This window comes from Paraburkholderia panacisoli, from assembly GCF_008369935.1.
Classification (GTDB): Bacteria; Pseudomonadota; Gammaproteobacteria; order Burkholderiales; family Burkholderiaceae; genus Paraburkholderia; species Paraburkholderia panacisoli.
Map to the genome: position 1 here is coordinate 33,489 of NZ_VTUZ01000019.1, position 21,728 is coordinate 55,216.

Annotated in this window: 22 protein-coding genes, 1 tRNA gene and 1 pseudogene; 18 read left to right on the top strand and 6 right to left on the bottom strand. The window is 63.5% G+C overall.

The window, feature by feature from the left end:
* Nucleotides 1-98 precede the first annotated feature (98 nt).
* The 3 genes from FVF58_RS26005 to FVF58_RS26015 all read left to right on the top strand — a co-directional run bounded on the left by FVF58_RS26005 (nucleotide 99) and on the right by FVF58_RS26015 (nucleotide 2,674).
* Nucleotides 99-500, top strand: coding sequence for a DUF4212 domain-containing protein (locus FVF58_RS26005; RefSeq protein ID WP_149672704.1), 402 nt, complete (start codon nucleotides 99-101; stop codon nucleotides 498-500).
* A gap of 4 nt (nucleotides 501-504) precedes the next feature.
* Complete coding sequence (locus FVF58_RS26010; protein ID WP_149672705.1) at nucleotides 505-2,523, top strand: sodium:solute symporter family protein; 2,019 nt, start codon at nucleotides 505-507, stop codon at nucleotides 2,521-2,523.
* A gap of 60 nt (nucleotides 2,524-2,583) precedes the next feature.
* Nucleotides 2,584-2,674: transfer RNA gene (locus tag FVF58_RS26015), tRNA-Ser, on the top strand.
* Nucleotides 2,675-2,749: 75 nt separating this feature from the next.
* On the opposite strand, the gene FVF58_RS53025 is transcribed toward FVF58_RS26015, so the two are convergent.
* A complete protein-coding gene (locus FVF58_RS53025; protein WP_246217201.1) occupies nucleotides 2,750-3,040 on the bottom strand; it encodes a DUF4224 domain-containing protein in 291 nt (96 codons plus the stop codon).
* Between the two features lie 64 nt (nucleotides 3,041-3,104).
* Entirely contained in the window at nucleotides 3,105-3,632 is a 528-nt protein-coding gene (locus FVF58_RS26025) for a DUF1643 domain-containing protein (protein ID WP_149672706.1), read from the bottom strand.
* Nucleotides 3,633-3,862: 230 nt separating this feature from the next.
* Between FVF58_RS26025 and FVF58_RS26030 the strand changes: the two genes are divergently transcribed.
* Together FVF58_RS26030 and FVF58_RS26035 are read left to right on the top strand one after the other, a co-directional pair.
* Nucleotides 3,863-4,081 (top strand): hypothetical protein, encoded by a 219-nt coding sequence (locus tag FVF58_RS26030; protein ID WP_149672707.1) that lies wholly within the window; start codon nucleotides 3,863-3,865, stop codon nucleotides 4,079-4,081.
* Nucleotides 4,082-4,123: 42 nt separating this feature from the next.
* Nucleotides 4,124-4,393, top strand: a complete 270-nt coding sequence (locus FVF58_RS26035) for a hypothetical protein (protein WP_149672708.1) — start codon at nucleotides 4,124-4,126, stop codon at nucleotides 4,391-4,393.
* A 726-nt stretch (nucleotides 4,394-5,119) separates the two neighbouring features.
* Here the strand turns inward: FVF58_RS26035 and FVF58_RS26050 are convergent.
* A pseudogene (locus FVF58_RS26050) lies at nucleotides 5,120-5,634 on the bottom strand (DUF5131 family protein); the annotation flags it as partial.
* A complete protein-coding gene (locus tag FVF58_RS26055; RefSeq protein ID WP_149672711.1) occupies nucleotides 5,631-5,855 on the bottom strand; it encodes a hypothetical protein in 225 nt (74 codons plus the stop codon). The gene FVF58_RS26055 and the pseudogene FVF58_RS26050, both read right to left, overlap by 4 nt.
* A gap of 502 nt (nucleotides 5,856-6,357) precedes the next feature.
* Here FVF58_RS26055 and FVF58_RS26060 point away from each other — a divergent pair.
* The 7 genes from FVF58_RS26060 (at nucleotide 6,358) to FVF58_RS26090 (ending at nucleotide 13,328) form a co-directional block, all read left to right on the top strand.
* On the top strand, nucleotides 6,358-7,089 hold the full coding sequence (locus tag FVF58_RS26060) for a response regulator (protein ID WP_149672712.1): 732 nt from the start codon (nucleotides 6,358-6,360) through the stop codon (nucleotides 7,087-7,089).
* 42 nt (nucleotides 7,090-7,131) lie between these two features.
* Nucleotides 7,132-7,335: a hypothetical protein gene (locus FVF58_RS26065; RefSeq protein WP_188130930.1), complete on the top strand. Its 204-nt coding sequence runs from the start codon at nucleotides 7,132-7,134 to the stop codon at nucleotides 7,333-7,335.
* 206 nt (nucleotides 7,336-7,541) lie between these two features.
* Nucleotides 7,542-7,976, top strand: coding sequence for an MFS transporter (locus tag FVF58_RS52295; protein WP_223191172.1), 435 nt, complete (start codon nucleotides 7,542-7,544; stop codon nucleotides 7,974-7,976).
* A gap of 123 nt (nucleotides 7,977-8,099) precedes the next feature.
* Complete coding sequence (locus FVF58_RS26075) at nucleotides 8,100-9,371, top strand: MFS transporter (protein WP_149672713.1); 1,272 nt, start codon at nucleotides 8,100-8,102, stop codon at nucleotides 9,369-9,371.
* A gap of 234 nt (nucleotides 9,372-9,605) precedes the next feature.
* The gene (locus FVF58_RS26080) at nucleotides 9,606-10,523 is read left to right on the top strand and encodes a LysR substrate-binding domain-containing protein (RefSeq protein ID WP_149672714.1); all 918 of its coding nucleotides are present in this window, start codon (nucleotides 9,606-9,608) and stop codon (nucleotides 10,521-10,523) included.
* A gap of 179 nt (nucleotides 10,524-10,702) precedes the next feature.
* Nucleotides 10,703-12,010, top strand: coding sequence for an MFS transporter (locus tag FVF58_RS26085; protein ID WP_149672715.1), 1,308 nt, complete (start codon nucleotides 10,703-10,705; stop codon nucleotides 12,008-12,010).
* Between the two features lie 70 nt (nucleotides 12,011-12,080).
* Nucleotides 12,081-13,328: a metal-dependent hydrolase family protein gene (locus FVF58_RS26090; RefSeq protein WP_149672716.1), complete on the top strand. Its 1,248-nt coding sequence runs from the start codon at nucleotides 12,081-12,083 to the stop codon at nucleotides 13,326-13,328.
* Nucleotides 13,329-13,375: 47 nt separating this feature from the next.
* Here FVF58_RS26090 and FVF58_RS26095 read toward each other — a convergent pair whose 3' ends face one another.
* Complete coding sequence (locus FVF58_RS26095; protein WP_149672717.1) at nucleotides 13,376-14,287, bottom strand: DMT family transporter; 912 nt, start codon at nucleotides 14,285-14,287, stop codon at nucleotides 13,376-13,378.
* Nucleotides 14,288-14,417: 130 nt separating this feature from the next.
* Between FVF58_RS26095 and FVF58_RS26100 the strand changes: the two genes are divergently transcribed.
* Both FVF58_RS26100 and FVF58_RS26105 read left to right on the top strand, forming a co-directional pair.
* On the top strand, nucleotides 14,418-15,347 hold the full coding sequence (locus FVF58_RS26100; protein WP_149672718.1) for a LysR family transcriptional regulator: 930 nt from the start codon (nucleotides 14,418-14,420) through the stop codon (nucleotides 15,345-15,347).
* A 98-nt stretch (nucleotides 15,348-15,445) separates the two neighbouring features.
* Nucleotides 15,446-16,528 (top strand): asparaginase, encoded by a 1,083-nt coding sequence (locus FVF58_RS26105; RefSeq protein WP_149672719.1) that lies wholly within the window; start codon nucleotides 15,446-15,448, stop codon nucleotides 16,526-16,528.
* 97 nt (nucleotides 16,529-16,625) lie between these two features.
* Here FVF58_RS26105 and FVF58_RS26110 read toward each other — a convergent pair whose 3' ends face one another.
* Nucleotides 16,626-17,591, bottom strand: coding sequence for a chemotaxis protein (locus FVF58_RS26110; protein ID WP_149672720.1), 966 nt, complete (start codon nucleotides 17,589-17,591; stop codon nucleotides 16,626-16,628).
* A gap of 418 nt (nucleotides 17,592-18,009) precedes the next feature.
* Between FVF58_RS26110 and FVF58_RS26115 the strand changes: the two genes are divergently transcribed.
* The 4 genes from FVF58_RS26115 to FVF58_RS26125 all read left to right on the top strand — a co-directional run bounded on the left by FVF58_RS26115 (nucleotide 18,010) and on the right by FVF58_RS26125 (nucleotide 21,719).
* Nucleotides 18,010-18,573, top strand: coding sequence for a DUF4142 domain-containing protein (locus FVF58_RS26115; protein WP_149672721.1), 564 nt, complete (start codon nucleotides 18,010-18,012; stop codon nucleotides 18,571-18,573).
* Nucleotides 18,574-18,595: 22 nt separating this feature from the next.
* Nucleotides 18,596-18,805 carry a hypothetical protein gene (locus FVF58_RS51610; protein WP_188130931.1) on the top strand — a complete coding sequence of 70 codons (210 nt, stop codon included), beginning with the start codon at nucleotides 18,596-18,598 and terminating at the stop codon, nucleotides 18,803-18,805.
* Nucleotides 18,802-20,550 carry a tetratricopeptide repeat protein gene (locus tag FVF58_RS26120; protein ID WP_149672722.1) on the top strand — a complete coding sequence of 583 codons (1,749 nt, stop codon included), beginning with the start codon at nucleotides 18,802-18,804 and terminating at the stop codon, nucleotides 20,548-20,550. The genes FVF58_RS51610 and FVF58_RS26120 overlap by 4 nt, the downstream gene beginning before the upstream one ends.
* 143 nt (nucleotides 20,551-20,693) lie before the next feature.
* Nucleotides 20,694-21,719 (top strand): aldo/keto reductase, encoded by a 1,026-nt coding sequence (locus FVF58_RS26125; RefSeq protein ID WP_149672723.1) that lies wholly within the window; start codon nucleotides 20,694-20,696, stop codon nucleotides 21,717-21,719.
* Nucleotides 21,720-21,728: the final 9 nt, after the last annotated feature.

A 21,728-nucleotide genomic window follows, 5' to 3' on the forward strand; every position in this document is an offset into this window, starting at 1 on the left:
TTGATCTGACGCAAAGTTCGGCCCCTGGGTCACGCTATGAAGGCCACCGCGCGGTCAATCCCGATTGCCTGCCCGGTGCCTTTTTGATACATAGGCGCATGACCGCGCCGCACCACTCTCACGCTACGCTCAATCCCACGCCCGAACCGCCCGCGGTCTCGGCGGCGATGGCGTTCGCGCATCGCAAATATTGGCGCTTCAATCTCGCGCTGATCGCGACGCTGATGGCCATCGGCTTCGTCGTATCGTTCGTGTTGCCGCTGATCGCGCCGGCGATGGCGGAGGCGCGCATCGGCGGCTTCAGGTTGCCGTTCTACTTCGGCGCACAAGGCGCGATCCTGATCTACCTCGCGCTGATCATCGTGTACATCGTGCTGATGCAGGGCGCCGACCGCCGCCTGCAACGCGCATTCGATGCGGATGCCAGTGCAAAGGCGAATGCGGGTGCCAGCGCGGACACGAACGCCAGCGCCGCTGCGCCGGCCACCGGCGGACGCTGAGCCGATGAAGCTCACGCACCGGCTGATCCGCTCCTACGCGTTCTATACGCTCGGCTTCCTGCTGTTCATTTATGTGATGTGGCGCATCGAGCGCACGAGCGGCCCCGGCGTGTGGATCGGCTATGTGTTCCTGTTCGTGCCGATCGCGGTGTACGCGGTGATCGGCGTGCTGTCGCGCACGTCCGATCTGGTCGAATACTACGTGGCGGGGCGGCGTGTGCCCTCTGCGTTCAACGGCATGGCGACCGCGGCCGACTGGCTGTCGGCCGCGTCGTTCATCGGACTGGCCGGGTCGATCTATGCGACCGGATACGACGGTCTTGCGTATGTGATGGGCTGGACCGGCGGTTATTGCCTTGTCGCGTTTCTGCTTGCACCCTACGTGCGCAAGCTTGCGCGCTACACGATTCCCGATTTTCTCGGCACGCGCTTTTCGAGCAACGCGGTGCGCGGCCTCGCGGCATTGGCCGCGATCCTGTGCTCGTTCGTCTATCTGGTCGCGCAGATCCAGGGCGTCGGCCTGATCGCGACGCGCTTTATCGGCGTGGATTTCGCCGTCGGCATTTTCTGCGGACTCGCGGGCATCCTCGTGTGCTCGTTTCTGGGCGGCATGCGCGCCGTCACGTGGACCCAGGTCGCGCAGTACATCATCCTGATCGCGGCGATCCTGATCCCGGTGTCGATGATCGCGCATAAAGACGGCCTTGGCTGGGCGCCGCAATTCAGCTACGGCCGTTTGATGGAGCGCATGGAGAGCCTCGAGAAACAGGTGCGCGACGAGCCGCTCGAACAGACCGTGCGTGACGACTATCGACGCCGCGCCACGCTGATGCAGATGCGGCTCGACACGTTGCCGCAATCGTTCGTCGACGAAAAGCAGCGGCTCGCGCAGGAAGTCGCCGATCTGCGCCGTCACAACGGTCCGCTGCGCGAAATCAAGGAGCGCGAAAGGGCGCTCGAACAGTTTCCGCGCGATGCCGCCGCCGCGCAGATCGTCTGGACCCAGCGCCGCGACGAAATGCTGATGCGCGCGGCCGCGCCGGTGCCGATGCATGAGCCGTTTCCCGCCGTCAACGATGAAGATCGGCGCATCCATGAGCGCAATTTTCTTTCGCTGCTGCTGTGTCTGTCGCTCGGCACCGCGAGCCTGCCGCATATCCTGACGCGCTATAACACGACCACGTCGGTGGCGTCCGCGCGGCGCTCGGTCGGCTGGACGCTCTTTTTCGTCGCGCTGTTCTATCTGACGGTGCCGGTGCTCGCGGTACTGATCAAGTACGAGATTCTGAGCAACCTGGTCGGCCATCACTTTGCCGATCTGCCGCAATGGCTCACGCAATGGCGCAGGGTAGAGCCGAGTCTGATCAGTCTCGCCGATACGAATGGCGATGGGATCGTGCGTTGGAGCGAGATCCAGATGCAGCCCGATATGGTCGTGCTCGCCGCGCCGGAGATTGCGGGGCTGCCGTACGTGATGTCGGGCTTGATCGCGGCCGGCGCGCTGGCCGCGGCGCTGTCGACCGCGGACGGTTTGCTGCTGACGATCGCCAATGCGCTGTCACACGACGTGTACTACCACATGGTCGATCCCAACGCGTCGAGCCAGCGGCGTGTGACGATCTCGAAGATTCTGTTGCTGGGGGTGGCGCTGTTCGCGTCGTATGTGGCGTCGCTGAATGCCGGGAATATTCTGTTTCTGGTGGGGGCGGCGTTTTCGCTGGCGGCGTCGAGCCTGTTTCCGGTGCTGGTGCTCGGCGTGTTCTGGAAGCGCACGACCCGGCTCGGCGCCGTCGCGGGCATGGTGGCGGGGCTGCTGGTGTGCATCTACTACATCGTTTCGACGTATCCGTTCTTCACTCAAATGACGGGTTTCACCGGCGCGCGATGGTTCGGCATCGAGCCGATCAGCTCGGGCGTGTTCGGCGTGCCGGCGGGGTTTCTTGTGGCGATCGGCGTGAGTCTGATCGACCGTAAACCGGATGCTTATGCGAGGGCGCTGGTGGACTACATCCGGCATCCTTAGCCGCGTTTGCGCGAGGGTGTGGCGCAAGGCGTGAAGTTTGCTATAATTCGGCTCCCCGCCGGAGAGATGGATGAGCGGTTTAAGTCGCACGCCTGGAAAGCGTGTATAGGTTAATAACCTATCCGGGGTTCGAATCCCCGTCTCTCCGCCACCCTTCCCATAAGGCTTTCCAGCCTGTCGGATTTTGCCCGCTGTACCTTTGAATCGGGGCCGTACCTGTGGCCAGCTATCGCAAAGGCTTCACGCGCTCCGCTCTCCGCCTGTAAATCTTCTCGGTCACCTTGCCGTCGGCATGCGCCAATAGCCATAACGCAGCGCTCCAATCATTCATTGCGTCCACGTCGACCGGGCCGGCCGATGCGACGCCCAATACTTGCTCCACATGGCGGCGGGAGACGACCAGCCGGCCGCCTGCGCGCATCTTGCGCTCGATGCCCATCATGCGAAGGGCTTGCGCCTGGGCTTCGCGCCGGCGGCGGCCGGTGAGTTCGACCAGCTCGTCTGCCGACAAAAACATGGCCCCGAAAATTTGACCGCCGAATCTCTGCGCGTGGTTTCCAGGATTCGTCGTGCTGCTGCGATCATGCTGCGAAGTCGAAGGGTTTGGGCCGCGTGCTGGCGGCGACGTAAAGCGGGTGCTTCGGGCTGCCGTCCTTATTTAGGCCGATATGAAATAGCCTGCTGCGCCAGCCGGCGATCCCGAAGATGCGCATCAGGTCAGCGGCGCGCCCGGCGGCCGCCGGGTGCGCTCCCCACGCGCAAATCACGATGTGTGCCCGCTCGATCGCATCCATGACGGCGCCGTCGGCTGTCCGCTCAGGTCCGAGCGGGTCCGCGTGCGTGAGCAGTTCGTCCGGGTCAGTCGCGCGCAGCGGGAACAGGTTGGCCACCTCGAGCCGGCCGTACATGCCAGCGACCGCGCGAGACATACACCGCATGATGGTGGGATCGTCCTTGAGGTGGTCGGCCGTCGACGGGTTCAGCATCAGAAAGGCCAGCGTCGGCAGGCTGCGATCCCATTCGCGCCAGAGGCGGTACCGGTATGCCCCGCAGTCGCTGATGTCCGCGCCACGTTCGCAGGCGAGGTCGGTGTCGGTAAGGTATTGCATGCTAGGATTCCTCCAGGAGACCGACGGAGGCCGCTATGTGGACCTGTCGAAACTGCAATGTGACGTTCGACTTTGATCAGATCGAACCGGAAGTCGATGAACAAGGATACTTTTTCCTCTGTCCTACCTGTGACTACCGGAACAAGCTCGTGGACGCGGGTCGAGACGCGACGGGGCGCCCAAAGCTTGTCCAGAGTGACGACGAGTAGCGCAATCTTTTGGAGACGGCCATGCGGTTTGACTACAAGGAGTTCCACATCGACGCGTCGCCTCTCGATGAAGGTGGCCACTACTACGCTCGCGCAAAGATCTACCGGCGTACCTCGGCGGGTGGGGATTTCGTTGAGGTGAAGTATTCGGGCGACCTCGGGGACTATCCCTCCGACGCGGACGCTTTCGAGGCGGCGCAGCGCTGGGCCATCCAGTGGTGCGACGAGCATGGCGCTTAGGCAGCGTGCTGCGATTTCTCGACAATCACGATGGAGACAGCCATGTGGGACAAGGTCGAACACAACGGATATGAAGTCTGGGTCCTGCCGATCCTTGCATACGGCCCCCCGGCCCCGACCACCTTGTGGCATTACTCGGCCTACATTTGTCGCCACGGTTCCGATGCCCACCTCGCTGGGCAGAGCATTCGCTTCCAGGAACTTGTCGCCACTTTCGGCAGTGAAGAAGCAGCCCGAGAGGCGGGGTATGTCGAAGGCAAGCGGCGCGTCGACATGATTCTCGAAGGCGGTTCGGGTGCCGCCAACGGCTGACTACGGCTCTAGTTGTTCAAAATGGGACTCTGGATTCAACCCCGCCCACCTTGCGCTGACCTTTTCGGGCAGCCGGCCGCCGTAGCGCCAGACGAAGACCTGACGCTTAATGGCGCGGGCGCCGTGAACGATGCTCGAGTAGAGGAGCACTACACCTGCTCGCGATGCCGCAGCGTGTTTGCGCGCATTCTCGCCGGGCCGCCGCAGCGCCAGATCTGGATGCTGCTGAACGCCCGGCCGCATTGATGGGGTTGCCACATTCACCGCTCTTGCTCTGATCGTCCGGGAAACAGGGAGAACGCCATGACTCCACGCGCGAAGTACTTGCATTACTGGTATGAGATCTCGGCCACGTCCACGGGTCCAGATGGTTCGCCCTGGCAGGGCGAACTGAGACTCGGAAGATACGCGGCGGACGGGTCCGAAGAGACTATTTTGGACCGGCACCTCGTACCCGGCTTCTTCGATACCGAGCCTCAAGCCCGAGACGCCGCCGACGCATATGCCCGTGTATATATCGATCAGCTCTGACCGCAAGCCTGTGATGGTATGAGTGGTCATGGTGTCCTCGCTGATTGTTCGATTGCAACTGCAATTTGTTTTGCGGACCACTGACGCGGTCGCCTGCGAGCATCCAGGGAACCGCCGAATCTCCGCGACCGTGCTGCGCGACTGAGCGGCGGCGATGGCCGTCATGGCGCGGGTAACCTCGTCGCCCTGTTCGGTGGCCGGCGTCGCAAGCAACTTCGGAATGTCGCGGTCCACCTCGGCCTGATTGACGGTCGTCGAGCCTAGCCAGACATTCGACCAGGGCCACGGTGTGTTGATGCCGCGCCCGATCATGCGCAACTTTAGTCAATCATTTCCTTCGCTTTACCGATTCGCTTCGGCAATTGCAGCCAGTCCAGATGCGGCGTTCACCGGATCAATTCGAAGAGATCGCATAGCCAATAGTTCGGTACAGCGTTGTCGAACACATCGACAGGCGATGTGCAGAAGATCCGCTGGCGGCGGCCGTGTTTAGCGAAGAACTCTTCATGCGCAGTGTTCCACGCGAGCGACTTGCGCCACGGCGACGTGTGGCGTCGCGGCGTGCCGGGGCTCCAGTCGATGGTGCCGCCGGCGAAGCGCGCGTTGCGCGTCGCCGCGTAGCAGTGATCGCAGCCGGGGGCCGACCTTCTGGCAGCCTTCCCACGGATTGAACATGTGATAGTCCATTCGATCTTGCTGTTCTCGCTCATTGGGCAACCTCTGCCTTCACGTGACCCATGCAGCCGTGCTCTTTGAAGTCGAAGTTGTTGCAGTTTCTGTAGGGAATGAAGTTGTGGCCCTTCGCGAGCACGTCGAGCGGCGCGTCTTTTGCTTCATCGGCTGTCATCGAGCGACCGTCGGCATGTTTGAACATGCCGCGATAGTTCTTCTTCGGCAGGTTCTCCAGAAATCCGCGCACGTTAATGCACATGTGGAATGAGCGGATTTCCACCTTGCGCAAGAGCCGCGTAGGCTAGCTGCCGCGCCACCGGCTGCGATGACTACTTCGACCAGGAGAACGTCGACCTCGGTCAGCCGTTCGGAATATTTCTCAATGAGATCGTCGGCGTTGCGGCCGCCTGTTAGAGCGGCTTTGGTTTCGGGCGTTGTAGCGGCATTAGATAGCCGCATTGCAACTTTCAGTGCGTCCCGTGCTTCTGTTCCTGATCGTTGAGCTACCCGGTCGAAGCCGGTGAAATCAGAACAATTGCAAACTCGCGTTGGCGGATGCCCCTGCTTGTCACTATCATGTAGTTTGAAATACCTCCTAATCGGCGCGTCGACGCGGAGAGTGGTCACGCGCCGTTTGCCTGGCCTTATTGGTTGGGCAGTTTTGCTGTTTTGTCTCAGCGTGCAAGTAATTAGTAGAGCGATTGGTCGCCCAAGCGCAGGGCACCCCGTCACATACCGCAAGCGGTATATAGGACGTCAATATGGCTTCTCTCATCATCCGTGTTCTACTCGCAGATGATCACCCGGGCATGCTCATTGGTGTCGAACACGAGTTGTCGGTGATCAGCACGATCCAGTTGATGGGCTGTGCGAATAGTTCGACGGAATTGATCGCTCTCCTCGATGCAAAACCGTGCGACGTTGTCGTTTCCGACTACGCAATGCCGGCGGGCGACTACGGCGACGGCATCGCGCTTTTTTCCCTGATTCAACGGCGCTATCCGCCTGTCAAGATCGTAGTGCTTACCATGCTGGACAATCCGGCGGTGCCGCGCGCGCTCGTGACGCAAGGCGTATCGTGCATCGTCAGCAAATCCGATGCTGTCAGCCACCTTGTTCCTGCAATACACACCGCTTATAGCGGTGGAAAGTACTACTCACCAAGGGTCGAAGAGATCGTTCAATCGATCGACTGGAATCGTCGTGGCCGCGGCTCGACGGACGTTCTCAGCCAGCGGGAATCCGAAGTTGTGCGCCTGTTTGCATCTGGTTTGACTGTCAATGAGATCGCAGACCGGCTGTGTCGTAGCAAGAAGACGATCAGCTCGCAAAAGTCGAAGGCGATGGAAAAGCTTGGCATTGACCGGGACGTCGATCTGCTGCGCTACGCGATGGAGAACGGCATGGTGTCTTCGTCCGAGCGGAAGTCAGGCGGTGAACCCGATATGGATCTGTCGGAAGGGGGCATGCCCCCGGTTGCCTCGAATAGCTGATTCGCCCCAACCGGTGCAGCAGTACGACTGCTGCTCAAGCCCATGAGTGCTCGGCTTGCCGGTCTCACTTCGTTCGAACTCATGGGGCAAGCCTTCATGAAATCGGCGATGGAGATCGCGCATCTGAATGCGCCGTTCGGCGAGTCGTATTCCGTCTATGTGCCGATCGAAACACTGGGTGAATCAGATGAGGGCGACAGGCGCGCACTCGAACAGTCACTTGAACGGATGCTGCGAGACTATTGACGAATTGCTGTTGCAGTTCAAGTCATCAGCAAAAAGAGCTGGGAGTTACCGTCGCCGGTAACGGCGGGAAATCCGGAAGCGGGCACACGATCACGAATCTGCTTCGCGATTCCCGCTCTCCACCGCCGCCTGATCAATGCCCAACCCCGTCAGCAACCACGTCTTGAACGTATCGAGCGCGTGGTGATGATGAAGCCGCCGTCAAGGTGTCCTTCGCATCGATGATCGGCTCGGCAGGGGAGAGTCATGACTTCTTCATCTACGTTACGGCCGCCGCCGACCGGTTCGGCAAGATCTTCTTTCAAACGAACGAGCCGATCATCGCCGTGCTCGCGGCGTCTGCCACGCTGGCCGTCGGCTTCATGATGCGTCCGCTCGGCGGCTACCTTGCCGGGCATTTCGGCGTGCGCTCGTCGGGGATTTCGCTTGGCTATAACGGGGCATCGGTCGTCGCGGAATGGCTGCCGTTTCTCGCTACGGGACTGTATGCGGTCGTCGGCTGGACGGGGCCGGCCATCATGTTCTCGCTGCGTGGCGTCATCTCCAGCCTGTGTGCGCTGTCGATGCGGGAATCGGCGCCGGCGGGGGTCGAACGGCACTCCGTCATGCCGATGAGTCAGCAGAAAGTGGGCACGCAGTGAAGCTGTGGACGGGCCGGCGGCGGGTTGTCTGGCCCGTCCTTCAGCGCCAACCGTAAGCCAAAGCAATCATCTTGCTCTAAACTAGCGCCCGCCCAAGCCCGCTACGTAAAGAGCAACACACCGATGCCCCCGTCTCCAGCCGATCCCACCGATCCCACCGCTTCCCCCACCTTCAGTCTGCCGAAGCATCCGCCGTTTCAACGCTTCTGGTGCACCCGCATCCTCTCGTCGCTGTCGTTCCAGATGCTCGCCGTCGCGATGGGCTGGCACATCTACGCGCTCACGCATAGCGCGTTCGCACTCGGCCTTGTCGGCCTCGCGCAATTCTTGCCGATGTTCATGCTGACCCTCGTGGTCGGCCACGTTGCGGACCGCTACGATCGCCGCCGCATCGCGGCCATCTGCCAGGGCCTCGAAAGCGCCGCCGCGTTGCTATTCGCTTTCGGCACATTTGGCGGCTGGATCAGCGCGCCGGTCATCTATGTGCTGGCCGCATGCGTCGGCGCGGCGCGCGCGTTCGAATCGCCCGCGGTCGCGTCGCTGTTGCCCGCGGTCGTGCCGCGCGGGTATCTGCCGAAGGCGACGGCGTGGGCCACGTCCGCGAATCAGACCGCGCAGATCGCGGGCCCCGCATTGGGCGGCCTGTTGTACGGCATCGGTCCGGGCGCGGCCTATCTCGCGTGCACGTTGTCGTTCGCGGCCGCCGCCGCGTCCGTGTGGAGCATCCCGCTGCAAATCCGGCCGGCGAGCCGCGCACCGGTCACGCTCGAGTCGATCTTCTCGGGCATCGCGTTCATTCGCAAAGAGCCGGTGATTCTCGGCGCGTTGTCGCTCGATCTGTTCGCGGTGCTGTTCGGCGGCGCGACGGCGCTGTTGCCGATCTTCGCGCGCGACGTCCTGCACGCGGGGCCGCTCGGTCTCGGTCTGCTGCGCTCGGGCACCGCGATCGGCGCGCTTGCGGGCACCATCTGGCTCGCGCATTTTCCGTTGCGCAACCGGCCCGGCGCGGCGATGTTCGGCGGCGTAATCGCATTCGGTCTGGCGACGGTGGTGTTCGGGCTGTCGCATCAATTCCTCTTGTCGCTGTTCGCGTTGATGGCGCTGGGTGCATCGGACACCATCAGCGTGGTGGTGCGGCTGTCGCTCGTGCAATTGCGCACACCCGATGAAATGCTCGGGCGTGTCAGCGCGGTCAATTCGCTTTTCATCGGGACGTCGAATCAATTGGGCGAGTTCGAGTCGGGTGTGACGGCGGGTTGGTGGGGCGCACGGCCGGCCGTGCTGGTCGGCGGCATTGCGACGATCACGGTCGCGTTGCTGTGGATGAAGCTGTTTCCCGAACTGCGGCGCACTCGCTCGCTGGAGCGTGAAGAGGAACTGGTGACTAGCGCGTGATGGATCGGCGTCGCGGTGTTCGCGGGGATTTGTCGCGTGTCATCAAAGTGTGCATCAGGTCCGCACGACGCGCGGCAGTCTCGCGAAGCTTGTTGCCGCATACACTGCTTGCTTATTCAGCCAGCGCAGCGAGATCCCCTGCGGCGCGCACACCGAACTGCTCATCGTCGCACAACGACGACGTGCATGACCGAGCCGCTATGATGACGCAATCGTCACTCGGCAACCCTCATCATGCGCATTGCCCCATTACCCCCGCTCCAATGCCTGGTCGCGTTCGAATCGGCCGTGCGGCATGCGAGCTTCACTAAAGCCGCCGCCGAACTGCATCTGACGCAAAGCGCTGTGAGCCGGCAGATCGCCCAGCTCGAAGAGTTTCTGGGCCGCTCGCTGTTCGTGCGCGAGCATCGCGCGTTGCGCCTGACGATCGCCGGCGAAGGCTACGCGAAGCATGTGCAATGGCTGCTCGCCACCTGCTCCGAAGCGACGCTCGATGTGATGAAGCGCTACGGCGATCTCGAACTGACGATCGCGTGCTCGTCCGGCGTCGCGGTGTTGTGGCTCACGCCGCGGCTCGGCGCGTTCCGCGCCGCATATCCGAACGTCAAGATCAGAATGATCGTGCGCGACGGGCTCGCGTCGCTGTCGCCCGCGGAATTCGATGTGGGCCTGTACTACAGCCGCCAGCGCGCCGAGCCGCATTTCACCGCACGCCGCATCTTCGACGAAGAGGTGTACCCGGTATGTTCGCCCGGATATCTCGCCGGCCGCGTGCTGGAACCCGCCGACCTCGCGCATGAAACCTTGCTGATGCAGGAAGACGGCCAGCGGCAATGGATGTCGTGGCCCGAATGGTTTCGTCTGAACGGCGTGCAGATGCCGGCCTCGCCGCAGGCGGTCGCCGTCAATCACTATCCGCAGCTCGTGCAGATGGCGATTCTCGGCCAGGGCATCGTGCTCGGCTGGCGGCACATGATCGACGCATGTCTGAGCGATGGCCTGCTGGTGCGCGCGACGCAGGCTTCGGCGAGTCACGGCGGCGGCTATTACGTGCTGTCGCCGAACGACCGCTCGCAGAACCAGGCGGCGCGTGTCTTCACGCGCTGGCTGTTCGAACAGGCCGAAGAGCAGTTGGGCAGGGCGGCGGCCTGACCATCGCTTGTCTACCGCTTCGCATGCGCTACGCGCATGCATGCATGCGAATCTTTCGTTTCGAAAATAAATCAGGTGTCTCTAGGATCGGCGTCATGCATGCGAAGGCGCCGCTCGATCACGGCGTGGCGCGTTGCGGATACTTCCGCCTGAAAGGCTGCCAGATGAGGAAAGGGACCATGCAAGGAACGCTTTCATCGAACGTCGCACTCTCCGTGGATACGCTCGCGCAGCAACGGCGGCGCGCCATTATCGCCACCGTGCTCGGCAACGGGCTCGAGTGGTTCGACTTCACCGTGTACAGCTTCTTCGCGGTGATTATCGCGAAGCTGTTCTTTCCGACCGGCAACGAACTGACCTCTCTGCTGCTCGCCGTCGCGACCTTCGGCGTGGGCTTTTTCATGCGGCCGGTGGGCGGCATCGTGCTCGGCGTGTACGCGGACAAGGTCGGCAGAAAGGCGGCGCTCTCGCTGACCATTCTGCTGATGGCGGGCGGCACCGCGCTGATCGGCCTCGCGCCGACCTACGAGCAGATCGGCGTGTGGGCGCCGGTGCTGATCGTGATCGCGCGCTTACTGCAAGGCTTCTCGGCCGGCGGCGAAATGGGCAGCGCGACTGCCTTTCTCACCGAGTACGCGCCGGCGGACAAGCGTGCTTTCTATTCGAGTTGGATCCAGTCGAGCATCGGTTTTGCGGTGCTGCTGGGCGCCGCGGTCGGCACTTTCGTGACCGCGAATCTGAGTGCGGACGCGCTGCATTCGTGGGGCTGGAGAATGCCGTTTCTGATCGGCATTCTGATCGGGCCGGTCGGCTATTTCATTCGCAGTCGCATGGATGAGACGCCGGTCTTCAGCGCGGTCGCCGACGAAGCGAAGAACGATTCGCCGCTCGCGGAGGTGTTCCAACGCTTTCCGCGCGAGACATGCGCCAGCTTTTCGATGGTCATCTTGTGGACGGTTTGCACCTACGTGCTGCTGTTCTACATGCCGACCTATTCGGTGCGCATCCTGCATCTGCCGCAATCCACCGGCTTTCTCGCGGGCATGCTCGGCGGGCTGATGATCATGTGCTTCTCGCCGGTGGTCGGCAAGCTGGCGGACCGCTTTGGCCGCCGCGTCTTTCTGTCCGGCGCGGCCGCGCTGATCCTGCTGCTCGCATGGCCGATGTTCGCGTACATCAACAGCGCGCCGGGCCTCGCTGCGCTGATGGTGTTCCAGGGCGTGTTCGGCTTGCTGATCGCCGCCTACACAGGCCCGATTCTCGCTGCGTTCTCCGAACTGTTTCCGACCCGCGTGTTGTCGACGGGACTGTCCGTCGCCTACAACTTCGCGGTGACGCTCTTCGGCGGCTTCGCACCGTTTTTCATCACGTGGCTGATCGCGTCGACCGGCAGCAACATGGCGCCCGCGATCTACGTGATGATCGCTGCGTCCATCAGCCTCGCCGGCACTTTCTTCGTGCGCGACCCGCGCGGCGTCCGCGCCTGAGGCGACGCGTCGGGCCGCGTCCGGTCTCGCGAGACCGGACGGATTCCTTCATCCAGTCAGGAAAACATCAATGAGCATTACGGTAATCAGCGGCGGCAACGTACTCGATCTGACGCAGGGCGCGTTGCTCGAACATCATCATGTGGTCATCGAGAACGGCCATATCGTCGAAGTCACCGACCGTCCCGTCGATCTACCGAACGCGCGCGTGATCGACGCTCGCGGCAAGACGGTGATGCCAGGGCTGATCGATTGTCACGTGCACGTGCTGGCTTCGCGCGCGAATCTCGGCGTGAACGCGGCGCAGCCGAACATCCTCACCGCGATTCGCGCGCTGCCGATTCTGAAGGCAATGCTCGGGCGCGGCTTCACCAGCGTGCGCGATGCGGGCGGCGCGGATTGGGGTTTGACGCAGGCGCTCGAAGGCGGCCTGATTCCCGGGCCGCGAATTTTCCCGTCGGGCAAGGCGCTGTCGCAGACGGGCGGCCACGGCGATTTCCGGCCGCGTGGCGACGTGCTCGAGCCGTGCTCATGCGCGTTTCGCGCGGGCGCGATTGCGCGCGTGGTCGACGGTGTGGATGCCGTGCGCCTCGCCGTGCGTGAAGAGATTCAGAAGGGCGCCACGCAGATCAAAATCATGGCGTCGGGTGGCGTCGCGTCGCCGACCGATCCGATCAGCAATACGCAGTATTCCGAGGACGAAATCCGCGCGATCGTCGCCGAAGCGCAAGCGGCCAATACGTATGTAATGGCTCACGCGTACACCGGCCGCGCGATCTCGCGCGCGATTCGCTGCGGCGTGCGCACGATCGAGCACGGCAACCTCGTCGACGAAGCGGCCGCGCAATTGATGCACGAGCACGGCGCGTTCGTCGTGCCGACGCTGGTCACCTACGACGCGCTCGCCAAACACGGCGCGGCTTACGGCCTGCCCGCCGATTCGATCGCCAAGGTCGAAACCGTGCGGCAGGCGGGGCGCGACTCGTTGCAGATCTACGCGAAGGCCGGTGTGCCGATGGGCTTCGGCTCGGACCTGCTCGGCGAGATGCACACGTTTCAGAGCGACGAGCTGCGCATTCGCGCCGAGGTGCTCGGCAATCTCGAAGCGTTGCGCTCGGCCACCACGATCGCCGCGGATATCGTCGATCTGAAGGGCAGGCTCGGCGTTGTCAGCGCGGGCGCGATTGCCGACCTGCTGGTGGTGGACGGCGATCCGCTGAAAGATATTGGCGTGCTGACCGGCCAGGGCGAACGTCTCGCGTATGTGTTGCAGCGAGGCGAAGTGGTGAGCGAGCGGGGCGTCGTCGCGGCGCGTTGATCGGCAGGCGCATGGCGTGTGCGTGCATGCGCGCGGAGCGCGGCATGTCACGCTCGCGCGACGATCGTACGCCATGCACGCCAGCGCACCGTCGCCAGAATCGACGCGGCGACGATCAGCATGCCGCCGACCCACGCGGCCGTCGAAATCTGTTCTCCTAACCAGATGCAGGCGAACAGCGCGCCGAACGCCGGCTCGCTGCCCATCAACAGCGACACGCGCGTGGGACTGCTGCGCTTGATCGCGAAGTTCTGCGCGAAGAATGCAAACAGCGTGCACGCGAGCACCAGATACGCGATGTAGGCCCAGAATGTTGCCTGGCCGCTGAGCGCTGGCAGCGCTTGCCACTGTCGCGGTGTGAACAGCGAGGCCGCCGCGGCGCTGCCGAACGCGACCACGCCCGACTGCACCGCTGTCACCGACAAAGGCGGCAGCGACGAATCGCGCATCACACGTTTGGTCACGCACACGGTCAATGCGCGCAGCAAAGCGGCGAGCAGAATCAGCGCATCGCCGGGATTGAAACTCAGCTTGCCTTCGCCGGCCAGCAACCATGCACCGAGCAACGACAGCGCCACCGCCGCCCATTCGATGCGGCTCGGCCTGCGTTTGAGCAACAGCCATTCGACGAGCGGTGTCAACACGACGCACAGGCTGATCAGAAACGCGGCGTTGGCGGCGCGTGTCATCAGGATGCCGAAGGTTTCGCAGAGATATATCCCCAGCAGCAGGATGCCGGCGATCAGTACGCCGCGCAGCGTGCGGGCGTCGGCGGCGCGCAGATGGCGCAACGCGGGCGACAGAATCACGAACGTGATGCCGAAGCGCAGCGCCAGCAAACCCAGCACCGGATAAAACACCAGCGCGCTCTTGACGACGCCGTAACTGGTACCCCAAACCACCGCGACCGCAAGCAGCATCAGATCGGATAGCAGGAGCAGACGTTCTTGTTTCGACATGGCGGACCCAGACCTCAAGCGATGGAGCGCATATTGTCGAACTATGCGCGCAGGAAGATAATCGGGTCGACGCGCACAGCTTTTATGTCGCGGATGCATTAATCCAAAACCTGCCCGCGAGCCTGTCCAGATGACCCCAAACGAGCTTTTCGCGCTGCTGCCGGACATGGCGGTGTTTGCGCGCGTCGTCGATGCCGGCAATTTTTCGGTGGCCGCGCGACAGTTGGGCAGCACGCCGTCCACGGTCAGCCGGCAGATCAAGCGGCTCGAAGATGCACTCGCGACGCGCCTGCTCGAACGGTCCACGCGCGCGGTGCGGGTCACCGAATCGGGCGCGCAGGTGGCGCGATTCTGCCGCGACATGGTGAGCGCGGCGACGGCCGCGGTCGACGCCGCCGGGCAACTGGCCGCCAGGCCCCAAGGCAAGGTCAGCGTGAGCGCGCCGACCCAGTTCGCGAGGGCGGTGATTCATCCGCTGGTCGCGGGCTTTCTGCGCGCGTATGACGAGGTGGACCTGCAACTTCTGTTCACCGACCACGACGTCGATCCGCTCGTCGACGATGTCGACCTGGTGATCCGCTTGACCGACCATCCGCCGCAAGGTTTGGCGGGCCGAAGACTGGGCGCGGTGCGCTGGCTGCTGGTGGCATCGCCCGCGTATTTGCGCGAGCACGGTACACCGGCGCAGCCGCGCGATCTGCTCAGGCACGCGTGCATCTACCTCGGCGAAACCGCCGATGACAACCGTTGGCGCTTTCGGCGCGGCGCGGAATCGCAAAGCGTCGACGTGAAGGGACGTTATATCGCCAATCATGCGCTCGCGCGGCTCGAAGCCGCGCAGCAGGATTTCGGCATTGCGAGCGTGCCGGAGTTTGCCGCAACCGACGCCTTGCAAAGCGGCGCACTGGTACAGGTGCTGCCCGACTGGCAGCTCGTCGCGCGTGCTTACGTGGGCTCGGTGTGGCTGCTGTATCCGCCGAACCGTTTCTTGCCGCCGAAGGTGAGGGCGTTGATCGACTACCTGGTCGAGCATCTTCACGATGCTGACGAAGCAATGTGACGGCGCCCTGGTTCGATCCATGAAACGAACGTAGAATCGCTCGCGCCGCCGACGATTCAGTGCGCTCGCACTGCCGGCGCGACTCCAAGGAGAACGGCATGACCCTGCACGAAAGCGCGCCGGTCGCGGCGACTGTCTATCGCGGCGACGCGATTGAAAACACGCATCTTGCGCACGTCGCGGTGGTCGACGGGCGCGGCCGCCTGTTGTATTCATTCGGCGATCCGTCGCGCGTGACGCTTGCGCGTTCCGCCGCGAAGCCGGCGCAAGCGCTGGCGGTGCTGGAGACCGGTGCGCTCGAGCGTTTCGGCTTCGACGAAGCGGACCTCGCGCTGATGTGCGCCTCGCATAGTAGCGAGGCGCGCCATATCGAACGCACGCGCAGCATGCTCGCGAAAGCGCAGGCGAGCGAAGCGGACTTGCGCTGCGGCGGCCATCCGCCGCTGTCCGACGCGGTGTATATCGATTGGCTCAAGCGCGACTTCACGCCGGGCGCCGTGTGCAGCAATTGTTCCGGCAAGCATGCGGGCATGCTGGCTGGCGCGCGTTCGATCGGCGCGGCGATCGGTGGTTATGAACGGCCCGAGCATCCGATGCAGGTGCGCGTCAAGCACACGGTCGCCGACGTGTGCGATCTGCCGGACGACGCTGTGTTGTGGGCGATCGACGGCTGCAATCTGCCGACGCCGGCGTTTCCTCTGGACCGCCTCGCGCGGCTGTTTGCGAAGCTGGCCGCGGCGCAGGACGAGAGTGCGGCTGGGTCGGCAATGTCACCGCGCATGGCTGCGCTGGCGAGGATCTACCGCGCGATGACGAGCTATCCGGAACTGGTCGCCGGCGAGGGCCGCTTCTGTACCGCGCTGATGCAGGCGTTCGGCGGCGCGCTGGTCGGCAAGGTCGGCGCGGACGGCAGCTATGCGATCGGCGTGCGCGCGTCGGCGCAGACCGCGAGAACGGGTGCCGAGGGTGCGCTCGGTATTGCCGTGAAGATCGAGGACGGCAATCTCGGCATGCTGTATGCGGTGACGGCGGAACTGCTTGCGGTGCTCGACATCGGGACGGTGGAGCAGCGCGCGAAGCTCGATGCGTTTCATGCGCCGGAGAGGCTCAATACGATGGGTGTCGAGACGGGGCGTGTGGTGTTTTCGCTTGGGCTTAAGAGGGCCGCAAGCGGGGGGTGAGGCAACTCGGCGGCGGAGGTTCGAAACAGAGCGACGTCGGCGCCCGGCCCGACGACAAAAGTGCCGACCACTCAGTGAATCAACCGCTCCAGCCACTTCACGCCGCCACCGTCCCCAACGCATTCCGAATCGCAGCAGCCAGTTCCCCCGCTGCGAATTTCGCCACGTACCCGTTCGCGCCGGCGTTCTTCACATGCGCTTCATTCGCCGCGCCCGTCAACGAAGAATGGATGATCACCGGAATATCGCGCAGCCGCTCATCGGCCTTGATCTGGCGTGTCAGCATGAAGCCGTCCATCTCGGGCATCTCGAGATCGGTCAGCACCAGCGCGATACGGTCCTTCGCCCGCGCACCGCTCGACTGCGCTTCGTGTGCAACCTGTTGCAACGTGTGCCAGGCCTCTTCGCCGGTCTTTGTCATTACGTAGTCCGCACCGATCGCGCTCAGCGCCTGTTCAATCAGCTTGCGCGCGAAGCCGGAATCGTCGGCGGCGAGAATTTTCGCGCCACGGCGGATGCCCAGCGCTTCTCCGACAGAAGCCGGATCCACGCTCGGGTGCTGTGACGGAAACACATCGCGCAGCACCTGCTCCACGTCGATCACCTGAGCGAGCCGCGAGTCGCCCGTGTTGCCGTCGATGCGGGCGATGCTGGTGACGAGATTGCCGCCGGCCGCGCCGTCGGCGGACAACACCTGGTTCCACTCCAGCCGCACGATATCGTCCACTTCCTCGACCGCGAACGCCTGCGTCGAGCGCGCGAATTCGGTGACCAGCAGGATGTTCAGGCCGCGCGTCGGCTCGCAGCCCATCAGTCGCGGCAAGTCGATCACCGGAATGATTTGCCCGCGAATATCCACCGCCCCCATCACGAACGGCGACGAACCGGCAATCGGCGTGACCGGCGGCATCGTCGAGATTTCGCGAACCTTGAAGACGTTGATCCCATACAACTCATGCGCGTCGCTGCCGGGCACGGTGCCGAGACGGTATAGCAACAACTCGAATTTGTTGGAACTCGTCAGATTGCTGCGTTCGTGATTGGCGCGATGTTCTTCTGCCATCGACTCTCTCCGGAATTGCACTGCGTGACGCGCGTGGCAGACGTTTCGCTCGGTACCGGCGCGTGGCTTACTTTCCAGTTATCGGCGCGGATGCCGAAAAATTCAGCATTTTCTGGGGGTTTTTGATCGCGTGGACTGCGCGAGGTCCGCGCGTGAACCGGTTGGCGCCACATACGCGCGCCGAAAAGAAGAGGGCGGCCGTCATACCCTGTGCTCTGTGGCATTCATATGAAGCTTACCTAACGTTACAGAAGCGACAGCATCGTTTCACATGGTCCGCGACGCGCCTCATAGAATCGACAGCGATCAAAGCGTGGCGCCGTCAGTCACTCGCAAGCCGGCTGCAAGGTTTTGCGCGGCACGATGTTCGAGGCGCACACGCACCGTTGTTGTTTCGCTTCCACCACAAGGAGAACGTATGATCCGCTTGCCTCTCGCCACCCTCGCCAGCGCCTGCATGACCGGCCTTCTGGTTGTCGCCACCACGGCCAGCGCGCAGACCGCGCCAGCCGCAGCCGCGGCGGACACCGGCCGTTTGCACGCCGCCGACCAGACGTTCATCGCGGACGGCACCAAGGCCGTCGCGACGCAACGCGACGCCGCGCGCATCGCCACCTCGCGTTCCACCGACCGCGACGTGAAGGCCTTTGCCGAACGCGTGTCGAGCGACAACGCAAAAATTTCCGACGCGCTGCGCGCGGCGAGCCCGCGCGGGGTCGACGTGCCGAAGAACGATCCCGACGCGGCGGTGCTCGCGAGTATCAACAATCTGCGCGGTGCGGACTTCGACAAGGTCTATATCGAACAGGTCGCGCTTGCCGGCGAACAGAAAGCGCTGTCGGCGTTCCAGGCGGAAATCGCGTCGGGCCGCGACGAGCAGTTGAAGGACGCCGCGAAGAAGGCGTTGCCGACCATCCAGGAGCACTACGCAATGGCGCAGGATCTCGCCAAGCGCAAGCATCTGTCCAGCACGGCTCAGTAAGGTGATCTCGCGCGCGTCACGCATGGGCGTGACGCGCGTCGTCTTCGGCAGCCATGATGGGCCGCGCTTCGCGCGGTCTGCCAGTGATGGTTCGATGCGGGGCTTTTCGGCGATAATCGCTTTTTTCTCCGGCGCTGGTTGCGTGCCGCGTTTCGCACGACAACTGCGCGCCGGAAGTTCACCGATATTCATCGGCGATTTCCCGCGCCTTCCATCAAAGCTGACCGTATGAGCAAGCCCGGCAATCTGCCGCAACAGTTGGACCATATGCTTCGGCAAGCCATCGCGCTTCAACAGAATGGCGCGATCGTCGAAGCCGAAGAACTCTATCGTGAGATTCTCGAACTCAAGCCCCGTCATTTCGACGCATTGAAATTGCTGGGCGAACTCGCATTGCAAACGGGCCGTGCGCAAGAGGGCAGCGAGCTGCTCAGAAAGGCGCTCGCCGTCAATGCGAAACAGGCGCCGGTTCATTCGAACCTGGCGTACGCGCTCAACGAATTGCAGCGCCATGGCGAAGCTCTTGCGAGCGCCGATCGCGCGCTGACTCTACAGCCGAACTTTCCCGACGCACTGAACAATCGCGGCAACGCGCAAGCTGCGCTGAACAGGCCGCTCGATGCACTCGCCAGTTTCGATCGCGCCATCGCGTTGGTGACGGAGTTCGCGGTGGCCTGGAACAATCGCGCCGGTGTGCTGCGCGACCTGGGCCGCGCCGACGAAGCGCTCGCAAGCTGCGATCGCGCGCTAGCGTTGCAGCCGAACTACGCGGCTGCGTGGAGCAATCGCGGCAATGCGCTCAGTGACCTGAACCAGCCTGAGGAAGCGGAGCGCAGCTATCGGCGCGCGCTGGAATTGGCACCGGCGTTCGCCGATGCTTGGAACAACCTCGGCCTCGCGCAGATCGATCTCAACCAGCATGCGCACGCGCTGTCGAGTTACGAACGCGCGCTCGCGATCAATCCCGCCTCGGTGGAAACGCGCTGGAACCAGGCGCTGTGTCTGTTGCAAATGGGGCGCTTCGAAGCCGGCTGGCGCGAGTACGAATGGCGCTGGGAGCGCGCGCGGATCAAGACGGACCGGCGCGGCTTCGCGCAGCCGCTGTGGCGCGGCGATTTTTCGATCGACGGCAAGACGATTCTGCTGCACGCGGAACAGGGTCTCGGCGACACGCTGCAGTTTTGCCGTTATGCCGCGCTGGTGTCGAAGCTCGGCGCGAAGGTCGTGCTCGAAGTGCCGGCCGCGTTGATGCGGCTGATGACCACGCTCGACGGTGTCGATCAGCTGGTCGAAGCGGGGCAACCGTTGCCGCCGTTCGATTGCCACTGTCCGCTGCTGAGTCTGCCGCTCGCGTTCAGGACTGACGAGGCCAGCATTCCGGCGGCGACGCCTTATCTCTTCGCAGACCTCGAAGCCGCGCACGCATGGCGCGAGCGTATCGACGCAAAAGCGGACGCAAACGCGGACGCACGGACGGATCGCCGTCTTAAAGTCGGCCTCGTGTGGGCGGGCGAAAACCGCTCGCACGTCGCGGAACTGCGCAAGATCGACGCTCGCCGCTCGATCGCGTTAGAGCGCTTCGCGCCGCTTCTCGATGTGCCGAACGTGCGCTTCTTCAGCCTGCAAAAAGGCGCGGCGGCGTCGCAGTTGTCGGGTAGCGAACTGAGCGGGCGCGTCGCCGATTACACGCAAGAGCTGCACGATTTCGCCGACACCGCTGCGCTGGTCGCCAATCTCGATCTGGTGATTTCGGTGGACACGTCGACGGCGCATCTGGCCGGCGCGCTGAACCGGCCCGTCTGGATTCTGAACCGCTTCGACACCTGCTGGCGCTGGTTGCTGGAGCGCCGCGACACACCGTGGTATCCGGGCGCAAGGCTGTTCAGGCAGCCCGCGTTGGGCGACTGGGACAGCGTGATGCAAGCCACGCGCGATGCGCTGGCTGAGTTGAGCGCTTCGCCGGCGGGCGGCGCGTAGTTGGACGAGCAGCGGGGCGCATCGTGACGCGCGTCGCGCTTGCGAGCGACGCTTCGTAACCCCGCCCACCCGCCGACACGTTCGCCGGGACGCGCGTAGACTGAACGTCCGTTTATCGACGGCTATGCCACGGAGATACATCAATGGAATACAGACATCTGGGTGCATCCGGTTTCACGGTGCCGGTACTGAGTTTCGGCACCGGCACGTTCGGCGGCAAAGGCGAGTTTTTCGAGGCGTGGGGCGCGACCGACGTCGCCGAAGCACGTCGTCTGATCGACATCTGCTTCGATGCGGGCGTCACGATGTTCGACAGCGCGGACATCTATTCGAAGGGCGCATCGGAGTCGGTGCTCGGTGAAGCGCTCAAGGGCAAGCGCGACAAGGCGATCATCTCGACCAAGGCGACCTTCCGTTTCGACGACGGCCCGAACAGTGTCGGCTCGTCGCGCTTCCATCTGACCCAGGCGGTCGACGCGGCGCTCAAACGCTTGCAGACCGACTACATCGACCTGTTCCAGTTGCACGGCTTCGATGCCAGGACGCCGATCGCCGAAGTCCTGTCCACGCTCGACGATCTCGTGCGCGCCGGCAAGATCCGCTACACGGGCGTGTCGAATTTCTCCGGCTGGCATCTGATGAAGTCGCAGGACATCGCGGACCGCTACGGCTATCCGCGCTACGTCGCGAATCAGACCTACTATTCGCTGGTCGGCCGCGACTACGAGTGGGAGCTGATGCCGCTCGGCATCGACCAGGGCGTGGGCGCGGTGGTGTGGAGCCCGCTCGGCTGGGGGCGCCTGACCGGCAAGATCAAGCGCGGGCAGCCGCTGCCCGATTCGAGCCGGCTGCATAAGACCGCCGACATGGGCCCGCCGGTGCCGGACGAGTATCTGTTCCGCGTGCTCGATGCGATCGACGAAGTGGCCGCCGAAACCGGCAAGACCGTGCCGCAGATCGCGTTGAACTGGCTGCTGCAGCGGCCGACGGTGTCGACGGTGCTGATCGGCGCGCGCAACGAGGAGCAGCTGCGGCAGAATCTCGGCGCGGTGGGCTGGAATCTGACGACCGAACAGGTCGCGAAACTCGACGCGGCGAGCGCCGTGCGTCCCGCGTATCCGTACTGGCATCAGGAAGGATTCGCGGAGCGTAATCCGAAGGCGGTGTGAGCGCTCTGG